This is a genomic window from Fibrobacter sp. UWT3 (genome assembly GCF_900230125.1).
GTDB lineage: Bacteria > Fibrobacterota > Fibrobacteria > Fibrobacterales > Fibrobacteraceae > Fibrobacter.
On record NZ_OCSS01000001.1, the window covers coordinates 481,873 to 499,160 of the forward strand.

The 17,288-nt window shown below is 50.6% G+C and carries 17 protein-coding genes; 6 read left to right on the forward strand and 11 right to left on the reverse strand.

Features of this window, described 5'->3' with window-relative positions; genetic code table 11:
• Positions 1-62: 62 nt before the first annotated feature.
• Genes CRO08_RS17135 through CRO08_RS01950 form a run of 3 tightly spaced genes read right to left on the reverse strand, consistent with a single transcriptional unit; the run spans position 63 to position 4,185 of the window.
• Positions 63-602: an efflux RND transporter permease subunit gene (locus tag CRO08_RS17135; RefSeq protein ID WP_217990572.1), complete on the reverse strand. Its 540-nt coding sequence runs from the start codon at positions 600-602 to the stop codon at positions 63-65.
• The gene (locus tag CRO08_RS01945; protein ID WP_217990560.1) at positions 557-3,136 is read right to left on the reverse strand and encodes an efflux RND transporter permease subunit; all 2,580 of its coding nucleotides are present in this window, start codon (positions 3,134-3,136) and stop codon (positions 557-559) included. The genes CRO08_RS17135 and CRO08_RS01945 overlap by 46 nt, the downstream gene beginning before the upstream one ends.
• Before the next feature lie 2 nt (positions 3,137-3,138).
• Positions 3,139-4,185: an efflux RND transporter periplasmic adaptor subunit gene (locus CRO08_RS01950; RefSeq protein WP_073114449.1), complete on the reverse strand. Its 1,047-nt coding sequence runs from the start codon at positions 4,183-4,185 to the stop codon at positions 3,139-3,141.
• A gap of 156 nt (positions 4,186-4,341) precedes the next feature.
• Here CRO08_RS01950 and CRO08_RS01955 point away from each other — a divergent pair, with 156 nt between their 5' ends.
• Complete coding sequence (locus CRO08_RS01955) at positions 4,342-5,250, forward strand: helix-turn-helix domain-containing protein (protein ID WP_097034838.1); 909 nt, start codon at positions 4,342-4,344, stop codon at positions 5,248-5,250.
• Positions 5,251-5,398: 148 nt separating this feature from the next.
• Here CRO08_RS01955 and CRO08_RS01960 read toward each other — a convergent pair whose 3' ends face one another.
• Positions 5,399-6,475: an MBL fold metallo-hydrolase gene (locus tag CRO08_RS01960; RefSeq protein WP_097034839.1), complete on the reverse strand. Its 1,077-nt coding sequence runs from the start codon at positions 6,473-6,475 to the stop codon at positions 5,399-5,401.
• Between the two features lie 132 nt (positions 6,476-6,607).
• Here CRO08_RS01960 and CRO08_RS01965 point away from each other — a divergent pair, with 132 nt between their 5' ends.
• Complete coding sequence (locus tag CRO08_RS01965; protein ID WP_141398200.1) at positions 6,608-8,185, forward strand: DUF3943 domain-containing protein; 1,578 nt, start codon at positions 6,608-6,610, stop codon at positions 8,183-8,185.
• Here the strand turns inward: CRO08_RS01965 and CRO08_RS17250 are convergent.
• Positions 8,174-8,509 carry a hypothetical protein gene (locus tag CRO08_RS17250; RefSeq protein WP_255252207.1) on the reverse strand — a complete coding sequence of 112 codons (336 nt, stop codon included), beginning with the start codon at positions 8,507-8,509 and terminating at the stop codon, positions 8,174-8,176. The two genes, CRO08_RS01965 and CRO08_RS17250, sit on opposite strands and share 12 nt — an antisense overlap.
• Entirely contained in the window at positions 8,488-8,985 is a 498-nt protein-coding gene (locus CRO08_RS17255) for a LysR family transcriptional regulator (protein WP_255252208.1), read from the reverse strand. The genes CRO08_RS17250 and CRO08_RS17255 overlap by 22 nt, the downstream gene beginning before the upstream one ends.
• Positions 8,986-9,183: 198 nt before the next feature.
• On the opposite strand from CRO08_RS17255, the gene CRO08_RS01975 reads away from it, so the two are divergent.
• Complete coding sequence (locus CRO08_RS01975; RefSeq protein WP_073189543.1) at positions 9,184-9,696, forward strand: flavodoxin; 513 nt, start codon at positions 9,184-9,186, stop codon at positions 9,694-9,696.
• 29 nt (positions 9,697-9,725) lie between these two features.
• Here CRO08_RS01975 and CRO08_RS01980 read toward each other — a convergent pair whose 3' ends face one another.
• Positions 9,726-10,589 (reverse strand): nucleotidyl transferase AbiEii/AbiGii toxin family protein, encoded by an 864-nt coding sequence (locus CRO08_RS01980; RefSeq protein ID WP_097034841.1) that lies wholly within the window; start codon positions 10,587-10,589, stop codon positions 9,726-9,728.
• A 2-nt stretch (positions 10,590-10,591) separates the two neighbouring features.
• Positions 10,592-11,107, reverse strand: a complete 516-nt coding sequence (locus CRO08_RS01985; RefSeq protein WP_255252209.1) for a hypothetical protein — start codon at positions 11,105-11,107, stop codon at positions 10,592-10,594.
• Between the two features lie 261 nt (positions 11,108-11,368).
• On the opposite strand from CRO08_RS01985, the gene CRO08_RS01990 reads away from it, so the two are divergent.
• The 3 genes from CRO08_RS01990 to CRO08_RS17260 are packed head-to-tail and all read left to right on the forward strand — an operon-like array spanning position 11,369 to position 14,890.
• Entirely contained in the window at positions 11,369-12,304 is a 936-nt protein-coding gene (locus tag CRO08_RS01990) for a fibrobacter succinogenes major paralogous domain-containing protein (RefSeq protein WP_176495027.1), read from the forward strand.
• An 18-nt stretch (positions 12,305-12,322) separates the two neighbouring features.
• A complete protein-coding gene (locus CRO08_RS01995; RefSeq protein ID WP_097034843.1) occupies positions 12,323-13,210 on the forward strand; it encodes a fibrobacter succinogenes major paralogous domain-containing protein in 888 nt (295 codons plus the stop codon).
• Positions 13,211-13,228: 18 nt separating this feature from the next.
• Positions 13,229-14,890 carry a fibrobacter succinogenes major paralogous domain-containing protein gene (locus CRO08_RS17260; RefSeq protein WP_255252210.1) on the forward strand — a complete coding sequence of 554 codons (1,662 nt, stop codon included), beginning with the start codon at positions 13,229-13,231 and terminating at the stop codon, positions 14,888-14,890.
• Between the two features lie 41 nt (positions 14,891-14,931).
• Here CRO08_RS17260 and CRO08_RS02010 read toward each other — a convergent pair whose 3' ends face one another.
• The 3 genes from CRO08_RS02010 to CRO08_RS02020 all read right to left on the reverse strand — a co-directional run bounded on the left by CRO08_RS02010 (position 14,932) and on the right by CRO08_RS02020 (position 17,254).
• Positions 14,932-15,540, reverse strand: coding sequence for a GNAT family N-acetyltransferase (locus CRO08_RS02010; RefSeq protein WP_097034844.1), 609 nt, complete (start codon positions 15,538-15,540; stop codon positions 14,932-14,934).
• Positions 15,540-15,707, reverse strand: a complete 168-nt coding sequence (locus CRO08_RS16870; protein ID WP_173319863.1) for a hypothetical protein — start codon at positions 15,705-15,707, stop codon at positions 15,540-15,542. The genes CRO08_RS02010 and CRO08_RS16870 overlap by 1 nt, the downstream gene beginning before the upstream one ends.
• Before the next feature lie 251 nt (positions 15,708-15,958).
• The gene (locus CRO08_RS02020) at positions 15,959-17,254 is read right to left on the reverse strand and encodes an ATP-binding protein (RefSeq protein WP_097034846.1); all 1,296 of its coding nucleotides are present in this window, start codon (positions 17,252-17,254) and stop codon (positions 15,959-15,961) included.
• Positions 17,255-17,288 lie beyond the last annotated feature (34 nt).

Sequence of the window (17,288 nt, forward strand, 5' to 3'; positions counted from 1 at the left end):
GCCGCTATTTTAACATACAATTTATTCATAATTTTTAATCCAAATTCACTTCACATTCCACACTACACACTTTTCCTCTGCCTCACCCGTACGCCGCTTACCTTCCAGTACAGAACCGGCAATACGGTCAATATGAAGCACATGGTAATGAGCGTCCCGATAAAAATCACTCCACCCATAGGCATCCAGAGAGTACTCCCGCCAAGAATCATGGGAATCACGCCGACCGATGCCGCCGCCGATGTCAGGAATATGGGGCGCATCCTGCGGAGCGCTGAATTGAAGATGGCCGTCTGTGCGTCGCAATGTTCGTTCTTCTTGAGCTCTTCGGCATAGTCAATCATGATGATGCCGTTTCGTACCATGATTCCGAGCAAGCTGACAACGCCGAGAACGGCGGTCATGCTGAAATCGAGATGCATCGCGTTCAGGGCGACCCCGGTTCCGAAGGTGCACAACGCTAGGGAGCCTATGAGCATTATCGCGGTCCTTACATTCTTGAAATGCCAAAGCAGAATAAAGAATATGATGACGACGGCACAGGCTAGCGCCGAAATTACACGGGCATCTGTTCGAAGACGACTTCCGTTTCGCCACCAAATGTCACATCAACGTTTTCGCCTTTCAGCCATTCCTTTATGCGAGAACCGTGTTTCATTATCAGGTCGTTCGCGCTTATTTCGGGGTAAACTTCCGCCGTCACGTTTACCGTAGGGCGACCATTCCTGTGGTCAATCTGTCCTACATGGAAAACGGGGGTCAGGTCTGCCACCTGTCTCAACGGGACGTTGCCGAGTCCGCCGTATGTCGGCATCTTTTCGTTTGCGAGAACCGCTGCGTCGGCCTTGTCGCTATGGGTACTTTTCAGCACTACGGGAATATTCCTGTCGCCTTCCCAAATGCTTGCAAGCGGGATTCCGCTGCTGTAGCGCGCCATGAGCAGCGCCTGTGTTTCCATCTGGGTAATGCCTAGCCTTGCCGCATCGTCGTTGAGCGAGACCTGTACTCCGTTCAGGGGTTCCCTCAGGCTGGAGCGCACCTGGTACACGCCGGGCAACTGCCGCAAGTAACTGCTCACGATTTCCGATGCCCTCTGGAGGCTTTCCAGCGAATCGCCCGATATCCGCACTTCGATGGGGTAGGCCGCCTCGCTGTAGCTCAGCTGCTTGAACCGCACCTGTGCTTCGGGAAAGTAGTCCGCATACGAGGCGGCGTATTCCTGAATCATCTCTTCGGTGGCGTCGACTCCCTGGGTATTGACGATAAACTGCGCAAAGTTTGAACCGCCGAACTGCGGAGCGTATGTCAGGTGGAACCTGGGCGAAGATGCCCCCACGAAATTCGTGATGGAAACCACCCGCTTGTCTGCCGAAAGAATCTTTTCGAGACTGTCCGCCACTTGTGCCGTCTTTTCGAGGGCCGTTCCCATGGGCATGAATATTTCTACAGAGAATTGGTTGCGCTGCGCCGTGGAGAAGAGCTTAATCGGCCTCGAAATCATACCGTAAAGGCCAACGCAGACAGCCAAAAAGGCGCAGAAGAGCGTGAGCTTTGGAAACTTGAAGCAGACCTTCAGTGTCTTTTCGTGGATTTTCCCGGCAATGGCCTCGAAGTTGAACTTGCTCGGCTTCTTGTTCTTTGGCTTGAGGAATGCGAACTGCAGATAGGGTACGACGAGTACCGCGATCAGTAGTGAAACGGAAAGCACAATGGTGAGCGCCCAGGGGAACAACTTCACGAAATCAGCAATCATTCCCTTGAACGTGTAGAGGAATGGGAAAAAGGTGATGCTGATGGCAAGGGTGGCCGAAAAAATGGACTTGAGAAAGTGGGACGCGCTGTCGGCGGCAGCTCGCCAGCGGGATACCCCTTCCGAAATTTTTTCCTGGTAATCGTCTAGGATGACGATGGAATTGTCCACTATCATGCCGAGCGTTACGATAAGGGCCGCAAGCGTCACCGTGTTCAGTTCGAAATCGAAGGCGTAAAAGATTCCAAGCGAAATGAATATGCTCAAGGGGATAGTCGCCGCAGCCACCAAGGCAACCTTCATTGGCTGCAGGAGCAACACGACGATGACCACGGCGACAATTGCAATCAGGAGTTCTTTCAAAAAATCAAAAACGCTGTGGGCCACTACCTGGCTCTGATCCGTGATGCGCTGCATCTTTACTTCTTCAGGGAGGGCCTTGCCGAATTCCTCTAGCACGGACTCGATTTCGGACCCCATCTTTACCACGTCGTTTCCCGATTTCATCTCGACGCTTAGCACGACGCATTTGTTGCCGTTCTGCTCGATGTAAGAGGAGGGTTTCGGGTATTCACGCACCACTCTCGCCACGTCTTTCAGCCGCACTGTTTCACCCTGCGGCGTGCTGAAAATGACGGTCTCTTCTACATCGCGGACGGAGTTCACGCCCGATTCTACATATATGGGCGATTCCGTGTTGCCGTCTTTCAGCGTACCCGATATATTCACGAGCCCCTTGCCCGCAAGGAACAGCGCAGTCGACTTGAATCCGAGACCATAGTGCGAAAGCCGCTCATTGTCAAGGTAAACGGAAATCTGCTCTTTCTGTTCGCCGAAACGGTTTATCCGACCGACCGTTTTTAGTCGGCTTAGCTTGTTGGTGAGCTCGTCCAGATAATCGCTCAATTCGGCGTAAGTCTTGTTCTTGCTTTCCAGCGAAAGTAATAGCGAAGATGCCTCTCCGAAATCATCCATGACTACGATGGCGGCAACTCCTGCGGGCAGGTTCATCTTGAAGCCTTCTATGCCGTGCTTGAACCTGCTCCAGAAGGCGTCCTTGTCGTTCACGTAATCTTCGAGTTGCACCTGGATAATGGACATGCCGTCACGCGTGACGGAGGTGGTCTTGTGCTTCTGCACGTCACCATAGGTAAAGATGTAATCTTCGAGGGGTTTCGTGACCCGCTTTTCTACCTCCTGCACATTTGCTCCGGGGTAAACCGCAATCACCACGCCTTGACGTACCGTGAATCCGGGGAATTCGTTCTTGCGCATTTCGTATAGCCCGTAAATTCCGAACAGCGAGAGTATAAAGACGATAAGGAAAACTATCGCCCTGTAGCGCATGGCCGTTTCGACAAACGAACGTTTCTTTGGAGAACTCATGCTTATTTCTCCGTGTTATTGGATTCGACCTGCACTTTTTCGCCTTCGCCCACCTTGTTTGCCCCGGCGACAATTATGCTGTCGCCATCCTGCAAACCACGAACAAGGATTCCTTCGGTTCCGCCCAGGTTGAGCGTCACGTCAATATCGGCGCGGGTCGCCTTTCCGCCATTAATTTTCCAGACAAAGTTGTTATTGTCTTCGTCAAGCATGATAGCCGTTGCAGGCAATACGACCCCTTCTTGCCTTGTTTTGCCGGAAATTTCCATTTCGGCAATCATACCCGGCAACAGTTCACCGTTCCTGTTTGCAAGCTCTGCCTCGATTTCGTAAGAGCGCGATAGCGCGTTTGCAGAAACACTCCTGTTTGTGATTTTTCCTTGTATAACCTTGTCTCCCAAGGATGCGATGCGGATTTTTACGCCGTCGCCTACCTTGACTTTGCCAATTTCTTTTTCGGGGATGAAAGCGCGGACCTTGATTCTTGAAATATCCAGAATCCTGAAAACCGGGGCGCCGGGAAGCACGTTCTGCCCTAATTCTACGGCCTTTCCCGAAACGATTCCCGTGGCGGGCGCATACAGTTTGCAATCGTCAAGAGCCTTTTGCGCAAGTTTCTCCGAGGCGAGAGCCTGCTTGTACTTGCTTTCCACATCCATCCACTGGATTTCGGAAATGCTCTTGTTCTGGTAAAGTTTTTCCATGCGGCTGCGCGCATCTTCGGCCTGGTTCTTCATGGCGGTTGCAATATCCAGTGCGCTTTTGGCCGCCGTGTCATCAAGGGTTGCCACGAGTGCCCCCTTGCTCACCTTTTTCCCTTCGGCTACGTTCAGCGTCTTGACCGTCCCCGGCGAAGAAAAACTGACTGCTGTGGCCATTTTTTCGGCTAGCGAACCGCTATACACCTTGCTCTCAGAAATGTCGGACAGTGTCGCAATCTTGACAGAGACTTTTACAGGGCCGCGGATGTCTTTTCGAGGTGTTCCTTCGCCTTGACAACCGATACAGATAAACGAAAATACGATGAAGAAAATGAACTTTGTTTTCATAGTGACAAAGTTACCAAATTGGGTCTTGTAATTTTAGGTCAAAATTTCTCTAAAAAAAGACATTTTTACTATCAGAATTGCTGAAAAAGGTATTTTTGACTAAAATGCGGGAAATTTTTACCAATAGAAGAATGGACATTTTATTATCTTTCCAGTATGAATCCGTCGAAAAAAAGAAGTTTGCCTACAGCGGGTGCAGAAATCAGGACAGCGGATTTGTCCCTGTTGGATTTTTTGAAAGAGGTGAGCCTCTTGCCCGGCAAGGTTGGCGTGTTCGATTCCATTGAGGGCCTTGATATTACAGGGTACTTCAGGATGCAGGGCGTTATTCTATTGATTATCGAGAATGGCAGTTGCACCATCGAAGTCAACATGAATACCTACGAACTAAAAAAAGGCGGTATATTCCTAGCGTTCCCGGGGCAGGTCCTCCGCGCCCTAAAAATCAGCGACGACGTGAAGACTCTCTGTGTCGCTTGCTCCACAGACATGCTCAACGACCTGATGTCACAAGTCAAGGACAGTATGCAACTGTTGCTGTTGGCTAAAAGGTCGCCTTACCTGCAGCGGGACAGGCAGGACTTCGAGCAGGTTGTCAAATCGTTTAAGCACCTGCAAGAAAAAATGCAGTTGCTACATGGCAATCCGTTCTATTATCAAATCATCAAGAACCAGTTATTGTCGCTCGCATTTGAATGCGTTGGCTTTTTGTATCGAAAAAACGCGACGCAACAGACATCGAACCGCAAGGAAGCCTTGTTCAACGCGTTTCTCCGCAATGTGGAAGAACATCACCAAAAGGAACATAGCGTCAAGTTCTACGCCGATATGCTTTTTGTAACCCCGAAGTACCTTTCGTTTGTCGTTGATGAAATAAGCGGCAAGGGCGCAAAGCAGTGGATAGACGACTACATCGCTCTCGATGCCAAGGTCCTTCTGCAGTCTACCCAGATGGATGTCCAGGAAATTTCGGACGAACTGAATTTCCCCGACGTGAGCTTTTTCGGCAAGTTCTTCAAGCGCATGACGGGCATGTCACCCAAGGCTTTCAGGTTGAAAAAGTGATAAAAAGTCATTTTTTTTCTTGGAGCCAGAATTTTTCTAGGATTTGGGAATAATTTCGCTATTGAAATCTTCAAGAAATGCAAGAGCCTTATCGGTGTTAATCTCTATTTGCGTTTACTTTGTTTTTCCAGTTTGAAATGAATATTCATTATCTGAATAGCGGGACTATTTCGCCGTGTTTCGGGACATAGAATGCCGTGTCGGGAATGCCCAGTTCTTTTCTGGCTCTTGCGAGATCCTTCGGCGGGTCTTCGAGCCTGTCGTAAACAAAACCGAAGGTTCCCCAGTGCATGGCAAGGCTCAACTTTGATTTGGTTAGCAGATGTAACTGTGCTGCTTGCCGTGGGCTTGCGTGTACGCGGGTATAACGGCTAGGCTTGTAACTGCCTATGGGCAAGAAACTCACGTCAATAGGGGCGAATCTTTCTGCGATTTCCTTGTAGTATGACCCGTCACCCATGGCAAGGTCGCCCCCGAACCACATTTTTGTTGTATGCAGGGAATCTTCCGTTGGGCGTTCCAGAATCCACCCGCCCCATAGTGTTGATTTTGCGCTAGAGGCGAAAATTCCGCGACGACTCGTATGGTGCGCCGGTACGAACGTGATTTTCAGGGGGCCCGCTATTGTCGAATCCCACCAATCCAGTTCTATGATATTTTTTGAAGGTATTCCCCAACTTTCAAGAATTGCCGCCACTTTCAAGGGAACTGCAAATTTCACGTGGTTCCATCGGTTGAATATTTTTACGATGCTTGTACGGTCCAAATGGTCGTAATGGTCATGGCTTACGATTACCAAGTCTACATTGGGCAGGCTATCTAAAGACCTGCCGGGAGGGGTTCCTCGCTTAGGGCCAACAAGTTGAATGGGCGAGGAGTATGTACTGAACATCGGGTCGGTCAAAATTCCGTAACCGCGCCACAATATATAGTAGGTACTGTGTCCAATCCATGCGGCCGAACTTGCCGTTGAATCTCGCCAGAGATCCTCGTTGCCGCGGACTATCGGCAACCTGTACATACGCGTACGGAACTTGGGTACAAGCGAGTCTGCTTCCATGGTATCGCGAATGGGCGGGCAGCTGTCGTCCGTATTCTCGAAATGTCCGTTAGGCAAGTGGTGCCGCGGCAGGGACGCGTTGTTATGGGAAATTTCGACCGAAGAACAGGCGAAAAGTACCAGTACAGGGAATGCTGCAAATAAGGCTTTAAGCGGGAAACGCATTTTATCAACATACAATTTTGAACACGGAAAATCAAGAAGCGTATGTGTCCTTTATCCCTTGGTTTTGTCGCTCCGTCAGAAAGTTGCGAATATGCCCTTTTTAAACGACGTGATAATTCTTAAAATTGTGCCGTGAAGTTCCTGAAAGTTCTAAAAGCGTTTGTTATTCTTGCCGTGACTTTTTGCGTTGCCGCATATGCGCAAAAAATGGACGAGGAATTCTCGCAACTTCCGGACAGTCTCCGAATAAAGATTCTAGATAAGGACGCTGTTTTCAGCGTGCAGGACGCGCGGGATCTGGTCAATTTCCGCAGGAACATGGGCGACACCCTGGTACCCAGAGAAAGTGCGCCCGACACGACCATTATTCCCAAAGACAGCCTGTTTGGCACCCACGTGAATCCGCTTATCGTCGGGACCGAAGTGCTCGGGCTCAACGCTTTTGTGTGGGCTTGGGATTACTGGGTCTTGGACAAGAGTTACGCACATACGGGCCCCAGCTATTGGAAACGCAACTTCCGCGAAGGCTGGGAATGGGACCATAACCATTGGGCTATCAATTTTTACGGGCATCCGTACCAGGGGTCCATGTACTACGCTACGGCCCGTGCCGGCGGTTACGGTTTTTACGGAAGCATGGTGTTTGCCGCCCTTGGGAGTTCCACCTGGGAAATGTTCTGCGAAACAGAATACCCGGCGCCGAATGACTTAATTTCTACGACAGTAGCTGGCTCCATGTTCGGCGAAGTTCTTTACAGACTTTCCCGCGCATCGTACAACGGTTCCAAGGTGCCCTGGTACAGGCACCTGCTCGCTTTTGCCCTGGAACCCGCCGGCTATGCCCAGCGCAGGGTGTTCGGCAACAGGGATTTTTATACGGGCTTGACACCAATCGAGTTGACGGTTGCCACGGGTATTGGCTCCAGGTTCGGTTCTGACTATCGGTTCGGTGGCGAAGATGCCGACGAGCTGGATGCGGAATGGAACGACCGTCACGGAATGATGGCGGTTTCCCTTGAGTATGGTCGACCCTACACGAGGGTAAGGAGACCGTTTGATTATTTCACTTTAAACTTCTTCGGCGAAGGCGGACTCGAAGGGAAAGTGTTGCAGATGGATATCATGGGGAAACTTGTGAACAGGGGTATCCACGGGCGAGGCCATTGGCTTGATTTTTCGGTGAATCTGGATTACGATACTTTTTACGGCGACCTTGCCACGGTAAGCACGCTTTCGCTTGGCGGTGCCATGGACATAGCCCTTTGGCTGACACCCAACTTGCGGTTCCGTGTCATGAACCAGGTTTACTGGATTATGCTTGGTTCTGCCGACATGGGCTACGACGACATTATTCAGGAATTTCACCCGGATTACAAGCCCGACATGGATAGCTACCAGTACAATTCCGGCGTGAAATACAGCTTGATGATAGAAACCCTATACAAGAGGTGGAGAATCTACAACAAGACGACGATAGATGCCATGAAGACCATCGAGGGAACGACTGCGGAATATGGCGTTTCGGGCTGGGATTTTTTGCTCCTCAACAACACCGCGGTGGAATACAGGCTGTTCTCCTGGTTGGATCTGGGCCACAGGCTTGATACCTACGTGAAAATGGCTGCCTATTCCTCGGAATATGCCGAACCCATGTCCAGGCGCATCCACGCCTTTTCGTGGTACCTGAACTTCCACCTGCTAGGGAGTTGACGCCAGAGTCACCTTGAAAAATTCCACGTTCATTTCGCGGTCGGCGAGCGGCACAATCTTGCGGCTCTTGGGTATGTCGTAGTCGAACTTCTGGTCCGAAACGAATGTCAACAGCGAAGACTGCTCGATAAGCTTTGAAATGCCCTTCACGCTGTCGTGCTTGATGAAGGTGACGTCGGGAATCTTCTTGCGCTTGACCTGCTCCCAGAACCCTACGTTACTGCGCTGGATGATGGTCTCGCCCTTGAGTTCCCGGAGCCGGATGGACTTGCGCTTGGCCAGCGGGTGCTTTTTGGGGAGTGCTATCGAGAGCCGCTCCTGCATGTATTTTTCGGCGCGGTATTTCTTTGCGCGGGGGCCTTGAGCGTGATGCCGATATCCGCCGAACCCTCGTTCAGCGCCTTCAGCACGCCCGCCTCGTTGTCGATAATCTTGTAGGTGACCTGTGCCCCCGGGTGCTTTTCCTGCAGTTCCTGCATCATCCGCATGGCGGGGAGGATGGCCACCGATGCGATGGAGAACGTGCGCGTGCCTGCCCCCTGCGGGCTCACCTTTTCCATCATCTCGCCTTGCAAATCCATGATGCGCTTCGCGTATTCGGCGACCGTGCGTCCCTTCTCGTTCAGTTCGATGCGGTTCTTTTTGCGCTCAAAGAGCGGAGCACCGATTTCGTCTTCCAACTTCTTGAACGCGCGGCTCACCGCCGGCTGCGAAGTGTAGAGCTTGTCCGCTACGGTAGAAAGGGTCCCGTATTCCAGGAACCCGGCCAGCAATCGCAAAATGTAGGTCTCGACAAACATAAAATGCCCCTTTTGGGGGAGAATATAATAAATTCGCTATGCGCTACACGCATAGTGGGCATAAAAATTTCGCATTTTGCGGCAGTCTTGAATTTATTTATATTATAGCCAACCGGTTCAAGGAAATTTTTAACGAAAAAGGCGGATCCCATGAAAAAAATCACCTTGATTCTTTTAACACTTCTTTTAGGAGTCTCTATGGCAGCAGAAAAGAAAATCCTCGTCGTTTACTATTCCCGCGCCGACGAAAACTATTCCGTCGGGAACATTTCCAAGGGCAATACCGAAATTATTGCCGAGATGATTGCGAAAAAGACGGGCGGCACGCTCTTGCACGTGGAACCCGCGAAGGAATACCCCAAGAAATACGACGACTGCATCAACGTGGCCAAGAAGGAACTTGCGCAGGACGCGCGCCCGGCCATCAAGCCGGTGAACGTGAACCCCGAAGAATTCGACGAAATTTACGTCGGTTACCCGGTGTGGTGGGGCGAAATGCCCATGCCCATGTTCACCTTCTTCGAGAAGTATAACCTGAAAGGCAAGACGATTCACCCATTCGTGACCCACGAAGGCAGCGGCCTTTCGGGTGTAGCCCGCCTCAAGAAGGTAACCGGCGCGAATGTGACCCCCGGCCTTGCCATCTACGGACACGTGGCCCAGAACGAACGCGACAAAGCCCAGAAAGAAGTCGACAAGTGGGTGAAGTAGGCTGATTGCGCCTTATGGGCGGAACTGGCTTATTGTTTCCATTCTTCGGTGATGGCGCAGAAAAAGTTCTCGCTCCAGAGATTCAGTTTGTCGCTGTCGGCAATGAACGGGCGGACATCCCTTTTCGCCTCCTCGAAATCGACGGAGTGGAAACGTTCCTTTAGTATATCCTTGAGTCCATCAAAAGTCAATGAGTCCGCACTTTTCCAGTGCCCGGTCTGTTCCATTCTTTTTTGCAGGTGCGGCAGGTTTACGCCCGTGTTTTGCGAGATATACCATACAAAGTCGTAGAAATCGCGACCCTTGACCCTGCTTTTCCATCCGCGACAAAGTAGCGCATGGAGTTTGCCCGCAAAAAGTGAGGGCTTGTCGTAGAGGCGGACCATGAAAGGCGATGGCAGCAGCCGATACTTGCTTTCGTAGGTGGCTGACTCTGGCGGATTCGTGTCCACCTCGAATTTGATTTTCAGGATTTCGTTCCCGGGAACGGGCAAGGGAGAGTGCTTTGCGGGAACAATTTTAAGCAAGTGCTTGAGCGTGTTGCCCTTGAGAAAGGCCGACTGCACCGGAGATCCGTGCGGCTTGCTTTTCGCTTCGACTGACATCTCCAGGCCGACAGAGTAGAGTTCTTCTTCAAGCACGCCAAAATAACGTGAAAGCTCGAAACCTTCGTCTGGCTTGATCAACGAAAAGTCCAGGTCTTCCGAAAAACGGTCCAGCCCATAGAATATGCGGAGCGCCGTGCCGCCATAGAAGGCGGCCTTGTCAAAGAACCCTCCACGAGAAAGTCCGCACAGGGCGACTTCCTGCGAGATTTCCTTGAGGGCGTTCCTGTAGTCCGAAACGTTTTTGCAATTATATTTCGCAAGCATTGAATCAAGTACGTGAGCCATGCCTACCTCATCTTGGACAGTATTTGTAGATTCTTCTTTCTGTACAAGGGGGCAACCTTTTCGATGAAGTCGAAATCCAGGTTCCGAAAATCACCGACTTCGATGCGCAAGTTTTCGAACAGGAATGTTTCCATGGCGCGCTTGCCTGCAATCGGGTGCTCCTTGTAGAGTTTGTCGCAAAGGGCCTTTTCGCAGGTGGCCATTGCGTAGGGCCTGTCTTCTGCGTTTTCGATGTTGACTCCGTGCGGAAAGACGTCGGGCGGGACATCGGAATACGAAAACTCGCCGAAGGGTGTCTTGTACAGTTTAGTCTTGTTCTTCTTGAACGATGCGGAAGTAAAGAGATGCGCGGCTTCGGGAATGAGCCCGTGCCTTGAAAGGGCATAATCGAAGGAAAGATACGATGGGCCGTAAATCGCCCCTGCAAGGGCTTCGCCCGGGGTGTTCTTGTCGGTCTCGTACAGCCCGCGGATAACTTGCGTTATTTCGCCGCGCAGGGTCATTTGACGCAACTTCATTTGGGGCTGCCTGTATTTTTGACCAAGGTCTGAAAGAATTTCTGATACGGTTCTTATCACGATTTCCTCCAATAACTATAAAAATAATATATTAACTGGAGAAAATCAAGTAATTTTCGTGTTTTTTTTGCTTAATTAAAACGGAATGGTCTTTTTGCCGGAGGACATTCTTGTTTCCTAAATTTTACAATGGGGGGGGTATGGACTTTGGCAGGGGCGTTACCTATATTTAACAGGATAAACTATAGACGGGGATGTTTTATGAAGAAGTCTTTCCAGCGTGTCTTTGCGACCCAGAACTTGTTTCAGGGGAAGCAATCTCTATCCATCTTTATGTTGGCGGCAATATTTGCCCTTTCCGGTTGCGATGATTCTTCGTCGGCGAGTTCCAATGAAACCGAAGCGTCTAGTTCGTCTGTAGTGTCTTCAGACAATGAAGTCAAGTCCAGCAGTTCCACGAAGGAAAACAAGGACTCTTCCGACTCCAAGAGTTCAAGTTCAGTAAAAGTATCGATTTTATCATCTAGTTCCGTGGCGTTGGCTACACCTTGCAAGACTGAAACCGAAGACAATTGCGAATATGGAACATTGAATGACGAACGAGATGGTCAGATTTATAAGACTGTTAAGATTGGTGACCAGTGGTGGATGGCGGAGAACTTGAACTATGAGGCGGCAAGCGGCAGTTACTGCTACGGAGAGACCAAAAGTGACCCCAAGACGGAAAATTGCGCCACATATGGGCGTCTCTACATTTGGTCCACAGCCGTGGGCATGTCCGAGGACGAGTGCGTCTATGGAAGTTATTGCAGCTTGCTCAGGGGCAATGTGCAGGGCATTTGCCCCGACGGTTGGCACATTCCGACCAACGATGAATGGGGAGTCCTAATCATCGCAGTGGGCGGGTCCAACTCGTCAACTACGGGTGTTAAGCTCAAGGCTACAACGCTTTGGAAAGCTAAAGACGGCATCACCAATGTTGATGCCGTCGGCTTTGCCGCGCTGCCAGCAGGTGACAGGGGCGTCGGAGGCGGCTTCTACGGTGTCGGCAGTCTGGCCTATTTTTGGAGTGCCTCACAATACAAAGTCGATTACCCCAACTTTATGACCCTGCGCTATGACTGGCGCACCGCGTCCCTGAGCTACTGCCAAAAAGGCGAAGGCTTCTCCGTCCGTTGCGTCAAGGATTCTGACTAAATCTCAAAAGGTTTCCCCATGAAAAACACATTCGCGAAAAAGTTCACGGTCTGCGCCCTTGCGGGGGTGCTCGGTTTCGCCCTGACCGCCTGCGACGATTCTTCGTCGGCGGGGGGTGATGGCGGCGAAACATCGACCAAGTCCAGCAACTCTAGTTCTTCAAGTGTCACCCCGAGCGATGTCGAGGGGTCTAGCAAAACCGCTTGGGATTACTTGAATCCGGACATCGATTATGGAGAGTTTACCGATGAACGTGATGGACAAGTCTATAAGACGGTTAAAATCGGAGATCAGATATGGATGGCCCAGAACTTGAATTATGCTTACACTGGTGTGAAGTTCTACGGGGAAAAATACACCTCCGATTCCACAAGTTGGTGCTACGAGAACAAGGTTTCCAACTGCGACAAGTACGGTCGTCTTTATACCTGGGCGGCGGCCATCGATTCGGTGAAGTTGGCTAATGATGCGGACAACCCGTTGGACTGCGGCTTCAGCAAGCGGTGCGACCTGTCCGGTAAGGTCCAGGGGCTCTGCCCCAGTGGCTGGCACCTTCCCGATACTACGGAATGGAACACCCTTTTCACTGCGGTGGGCGGCGGTTCTACGGCTGGCACCAAGCTCAAGTCCCAGACTGCATGGCATCCTTTTACCGATCCATTTACCTTTACCGTCATCACTAGCGAAGATACCTTCGGTTTTTCTGCGTTGCCTGCTGGCATCATCTTAGCCTTTGGCACCTTCTCCTACGATGGCGACAAAGCGCTCTTCTGGAGTTCAACGGATGTCCATCGCGACGCTGCGTACTACATGGACTTGGACTTTGTCAGCGACCAAGCGCGCCTGTTCACCTCCAACTACAAGAACGGCGGCTTCTCCGTCCGTTGCGTCAAGGACTCTGAGTAATTTCCAAAAGGTTTTCCTATGAAAAATACATTCTCTAGAAACTTTACTGTTTTTGCCCTTGCGTGGGTGCTCGGTTCTGCGTTTATCGCCTGCGGGGACGACGACTCGTCTTCGCCGAAAGGGACGGGGCTCCCTGCCGAAGTGGCTGACAAGGCGGAACTCGAAACCTACGAGTGCAGCATGGATGTCATCGGCGAGAAGGTCTATGTAGCAGACCTTGAACTGAACTACGAATGCGACGGCGAGAAGTGGTTCAAGTCCTACGACCAGACAAAGCCGAGTTCGACTTCTACAAAGTCGTCGGGCAGCAAGGACACCGACGGCTCCAGCGACTCCAAGGCTGCCGACAAGGACGGCTCGTCGAGCGACGCTACGACATCAAGCAGTTCCGCAAAGTCCAGCAGTTCGCGGCCGACCGAAATCCTTGAACCCGAAATCACCGTGAACGAGACCTGCACCGAGGTGGGAGCCTGTGACGCCATGGTCAAGACCGATGTCAGCACGTGGCACTTTGTGCGCAAGGATGATTTTGGCGACGACGCCGAATACACCTACACGGTGGACGGCAAGGACCTTATCGTTACCATCAAGAATGCCGACGGCACGACCAACTCCAAGACCTACTCCATGTATAACATGGAATCCGAAGCGGGCGTGGAAATGGCCTTCAACGCCGCAAAATCGACTTGCAAGAACGGCGGCGGGAACGACAACAAAATAAAGAGTTGCGTGAAGGACACGGTAAAGGCGTTGCCAGAATGCAATGCGAGTAGGGAAGGATTTATCGGAAAGAAGGATTCTTCGTCCTATGTTGTCTGTAAAAATGGTTCGTGGGAAAAGGCCAAGGAAATTGACATGGATACTTATGGCAAAACGTGCACCAACGCAGAAGTGGGGACGAGAACAAATGGCGTTGTGACCGAAACTAACAAGTATTATTGCACGGCAAATGGTTGGGTCTCTCTAATGCGTTGGAACTGGAATGTGCCAAAGGAAGCCTACTTTAATCCGAATATTACTTACGGCTCCATGACCGATGAACGCGACGGCAAGGTTTACAGGACGGTGCAGATAGGTGACCAGATATGGATGGCGGAGAACCTGAACTACGCTGACAGCGTCAAGACACCGAGTCTGTTGGAACGCAGTTGGTGCTACGACAATAAAACCGAGAACTGCGACGTGGCGGGCCGCCTTTACACCTGGGCGGCGGCAATAGATTCCGTTGCACTCTATGATAATGGCAATGGTGTGAATTGTGGTGCTGGCGTTAACTGCACTATGCCTAAAAAAGTGCGGGGCATTTGTCCTTCAGGCTGGCACTTGCCTAGATTTGATGGTGGTTATGATGATGAATTCCTTATCTTGTATAATGCAGCGGGCGAAGAAACGTCAGGCAAGGCTCTCAAGTCGCAGATAGGATGGGAATATTGTGGTAATGAATATTTCGGCACCGACACCCTCGGTTTTTCAGGGATTCCTGCTGGTTACAGGATCAGCTCCGGCTCATTCACCTCTGCCGGACATTTAGCTTATTTCCATACTACCCTAACCAGTGCTGATTTCTCTCATTACACTACCCATGCTGAGTATTTGTCTTATGGATCCAAACTCATGGGCAAGCAAAGGCTTGAAAAGAGTGACGCCTACTCCGTCCGCTGCATCAAGGACTCCGAGTAGGGGGGGGGGCTAGCACACTAGGCTTTCCCTAACGCGAATGTTTATTCTGCTTTGCCTGTCTGTTTCTTTTTCAATTCAATCAGATCGAAATACATCAGACGGCTGTTCAATGGCCTGTCAGGACCGAGGCAACGGAATTCGCGTTCTTGTTCTTCGGTGCTGAACAGGAATTTGAACTCGTTGTTCTGGTAGAACTTGAGATTTCGTTCCTTGTTGTAGGAATCTACCAGCAAAAAACGGCAACCGGTCTTGTTGAGCGGGTCGACGAACCATGCCTTTATAAAACTCAGGACGTCGCTCCCCAGATGTTTGCTCTGAAAATCAAGGCTTATGCCGAGTCTGCCTATCATGACGGCCGGATAGCTGCTGTATATCTTTTCGCGAGGGATGTTTTTCTCAATCTTTCTTTTGCGAGATCCGGGAATTTTCTTGATGCTGTCATTGGAAAGAGTGAAAACCGCCGCCAATTGAGCCGGGTCATCAACAAGGGAGAAACAATAATTCTTGCAAAGCAATTCGTCGCTCTGCAAAAAAGCGTCTTTTGTGAAGAAATCGTCCAAGTCGTTGTCCCCGCACTTGAATGATTTGCATAGGGCGGCCTTGCCTTGAGTGTAGAACCCAAAGCGGCAATTCTGTTGGAGAAAATTCATTACTTAAATTCTCTAAAGTCGGCCTTGGAGAGAATGTCTCTGGCCTGTTCAATTTGCTTGGAGAAATCGATGGAACCGCGACGTTTTTCGCTTTCTTCCATCATGAGGTCAAACCTGTCCGACGCTTCGCCGGTCAGTATCGGTACTGATGCGATTGCTAGTGCCATGGTGACCTCCATTGTTGAATTGAACTATAATCAATATACATTTTTCCTCGTGCTGGTGCAAGTGGTGAAACTTGAGTCAAATGGCTTATTTGAGGAAAATGAAGCCTTTTGACCGTGCTAGAGCAAAAATATATTTTTAGAGTGTCATAAAATGACAAAATGAAAAAAACGAAATTTTTTTATAAAGGCGGAAAAAAAGTCGATAAGTGGGTGAAGTAGGTGTTCGGCTCGCAACAAAGTATCTTGCCAGCTCAAATGCAGAATACCGCATAGCAGGGAATAGAGAGTATTCCGTCGGTGTTTCCGAAATTCTTCTTGGAAATTCGGATGGCGTTTTCACAGTTGAATTGCTTGCGAAACATTGTGAGGCTGGTTGATTTTGTGTGGCGTCCCTTCTTGACCTCGACGGGAATTATCTTGTCCTGAATTTGCAAGACGAAGTCGACCTCGGCTGTGTTCTTGTTCTTCCAGTAGAAAAGCCTGTGCCCGTTTGTTGCAAGGGCCTGCGCTACATAGTTCTCGGTTAGCCCGCCCATGAATCCGTTGTCGGGTTCGTTTTCGGACAGTATGACTTGCGACGCCATCCCGGATTTAAGGGTGAGCAGCCCGACGTCTCCCATGTAGATTTTGAAGTCGGACATGTTCACGTAGGCGGCCAGCGGCATGAATCCGTTGTCAATGAGTTCGCATTTGACGATAAGCCCTGCGAACGTAAGCCAATCCAGGGATTCTCCGAAGATGGTCGCCGTTCCGCCGCGCTGGACCAGCTTGTATTGGAACTTTCGGTTTTCTTTGGCAAGCTGTACGGGAATTGAATTGTAGCACCCGCGAATTTTTACGGCCTGGGCTGGCGAGGCGTATTTCGCCATGTCGGCGGAGTATTCGTTCAGAATGCGGTTCTGGATTTCGGTCGGGAGAACGATGCTCTCCGTGTCGATGAAGTTCTGCACAACGGCGGGCATTCCGCCGAGAATCAGATACTGCTTGTATCGTTCAATGGCCTTGTTGTGGATGGGGTCTTCTAGCGGAATGAAAGTTGTGCAGTGCTCCCGAATTGTCTTGGCGAGCGTTTCATCGCCGCATGCCCAGAGAAATTCCTCGAAGTCTAGCGGGAAAAGCGTCAGTTCATGAACCTTGCCGACGGGGAAGGAGAATTTTTCGCGGTTGATGGCTACTCCGAGCAGGCTTCCTGCCGCCGCAACGGCGTATTCTGGAGCGTCTTCGCAGAACATTTTGAGCGACATCAGCGCCCTTTCGGAACATTGGATCTCGTCAAGGATGATGAGTGTCTTGTGGGGCTTGATCGGGGTCTGGAAAACGGTTTCGAGCGCGTGGACGACTTTTTGCGGGGTAATATCGCCATTGAACATTTCTGCAATGGAAACCTGTGTTTCCAGGTTCACGTGAACCATGTTTTCAAAACGGGTGGTCCCCAGCCATTCCAGAAGGAAGGACTTGCCTACCTGGCGGGCTCCTTGCAGCAGGAGGGGCATCCTTTTAGGGTTGTCGGCCCATTGGAGCAGTTTTTTTTCAATTTTGCGCTTCATACGCCTAAATATAACTAAAAAGTGTGGAAAAGTC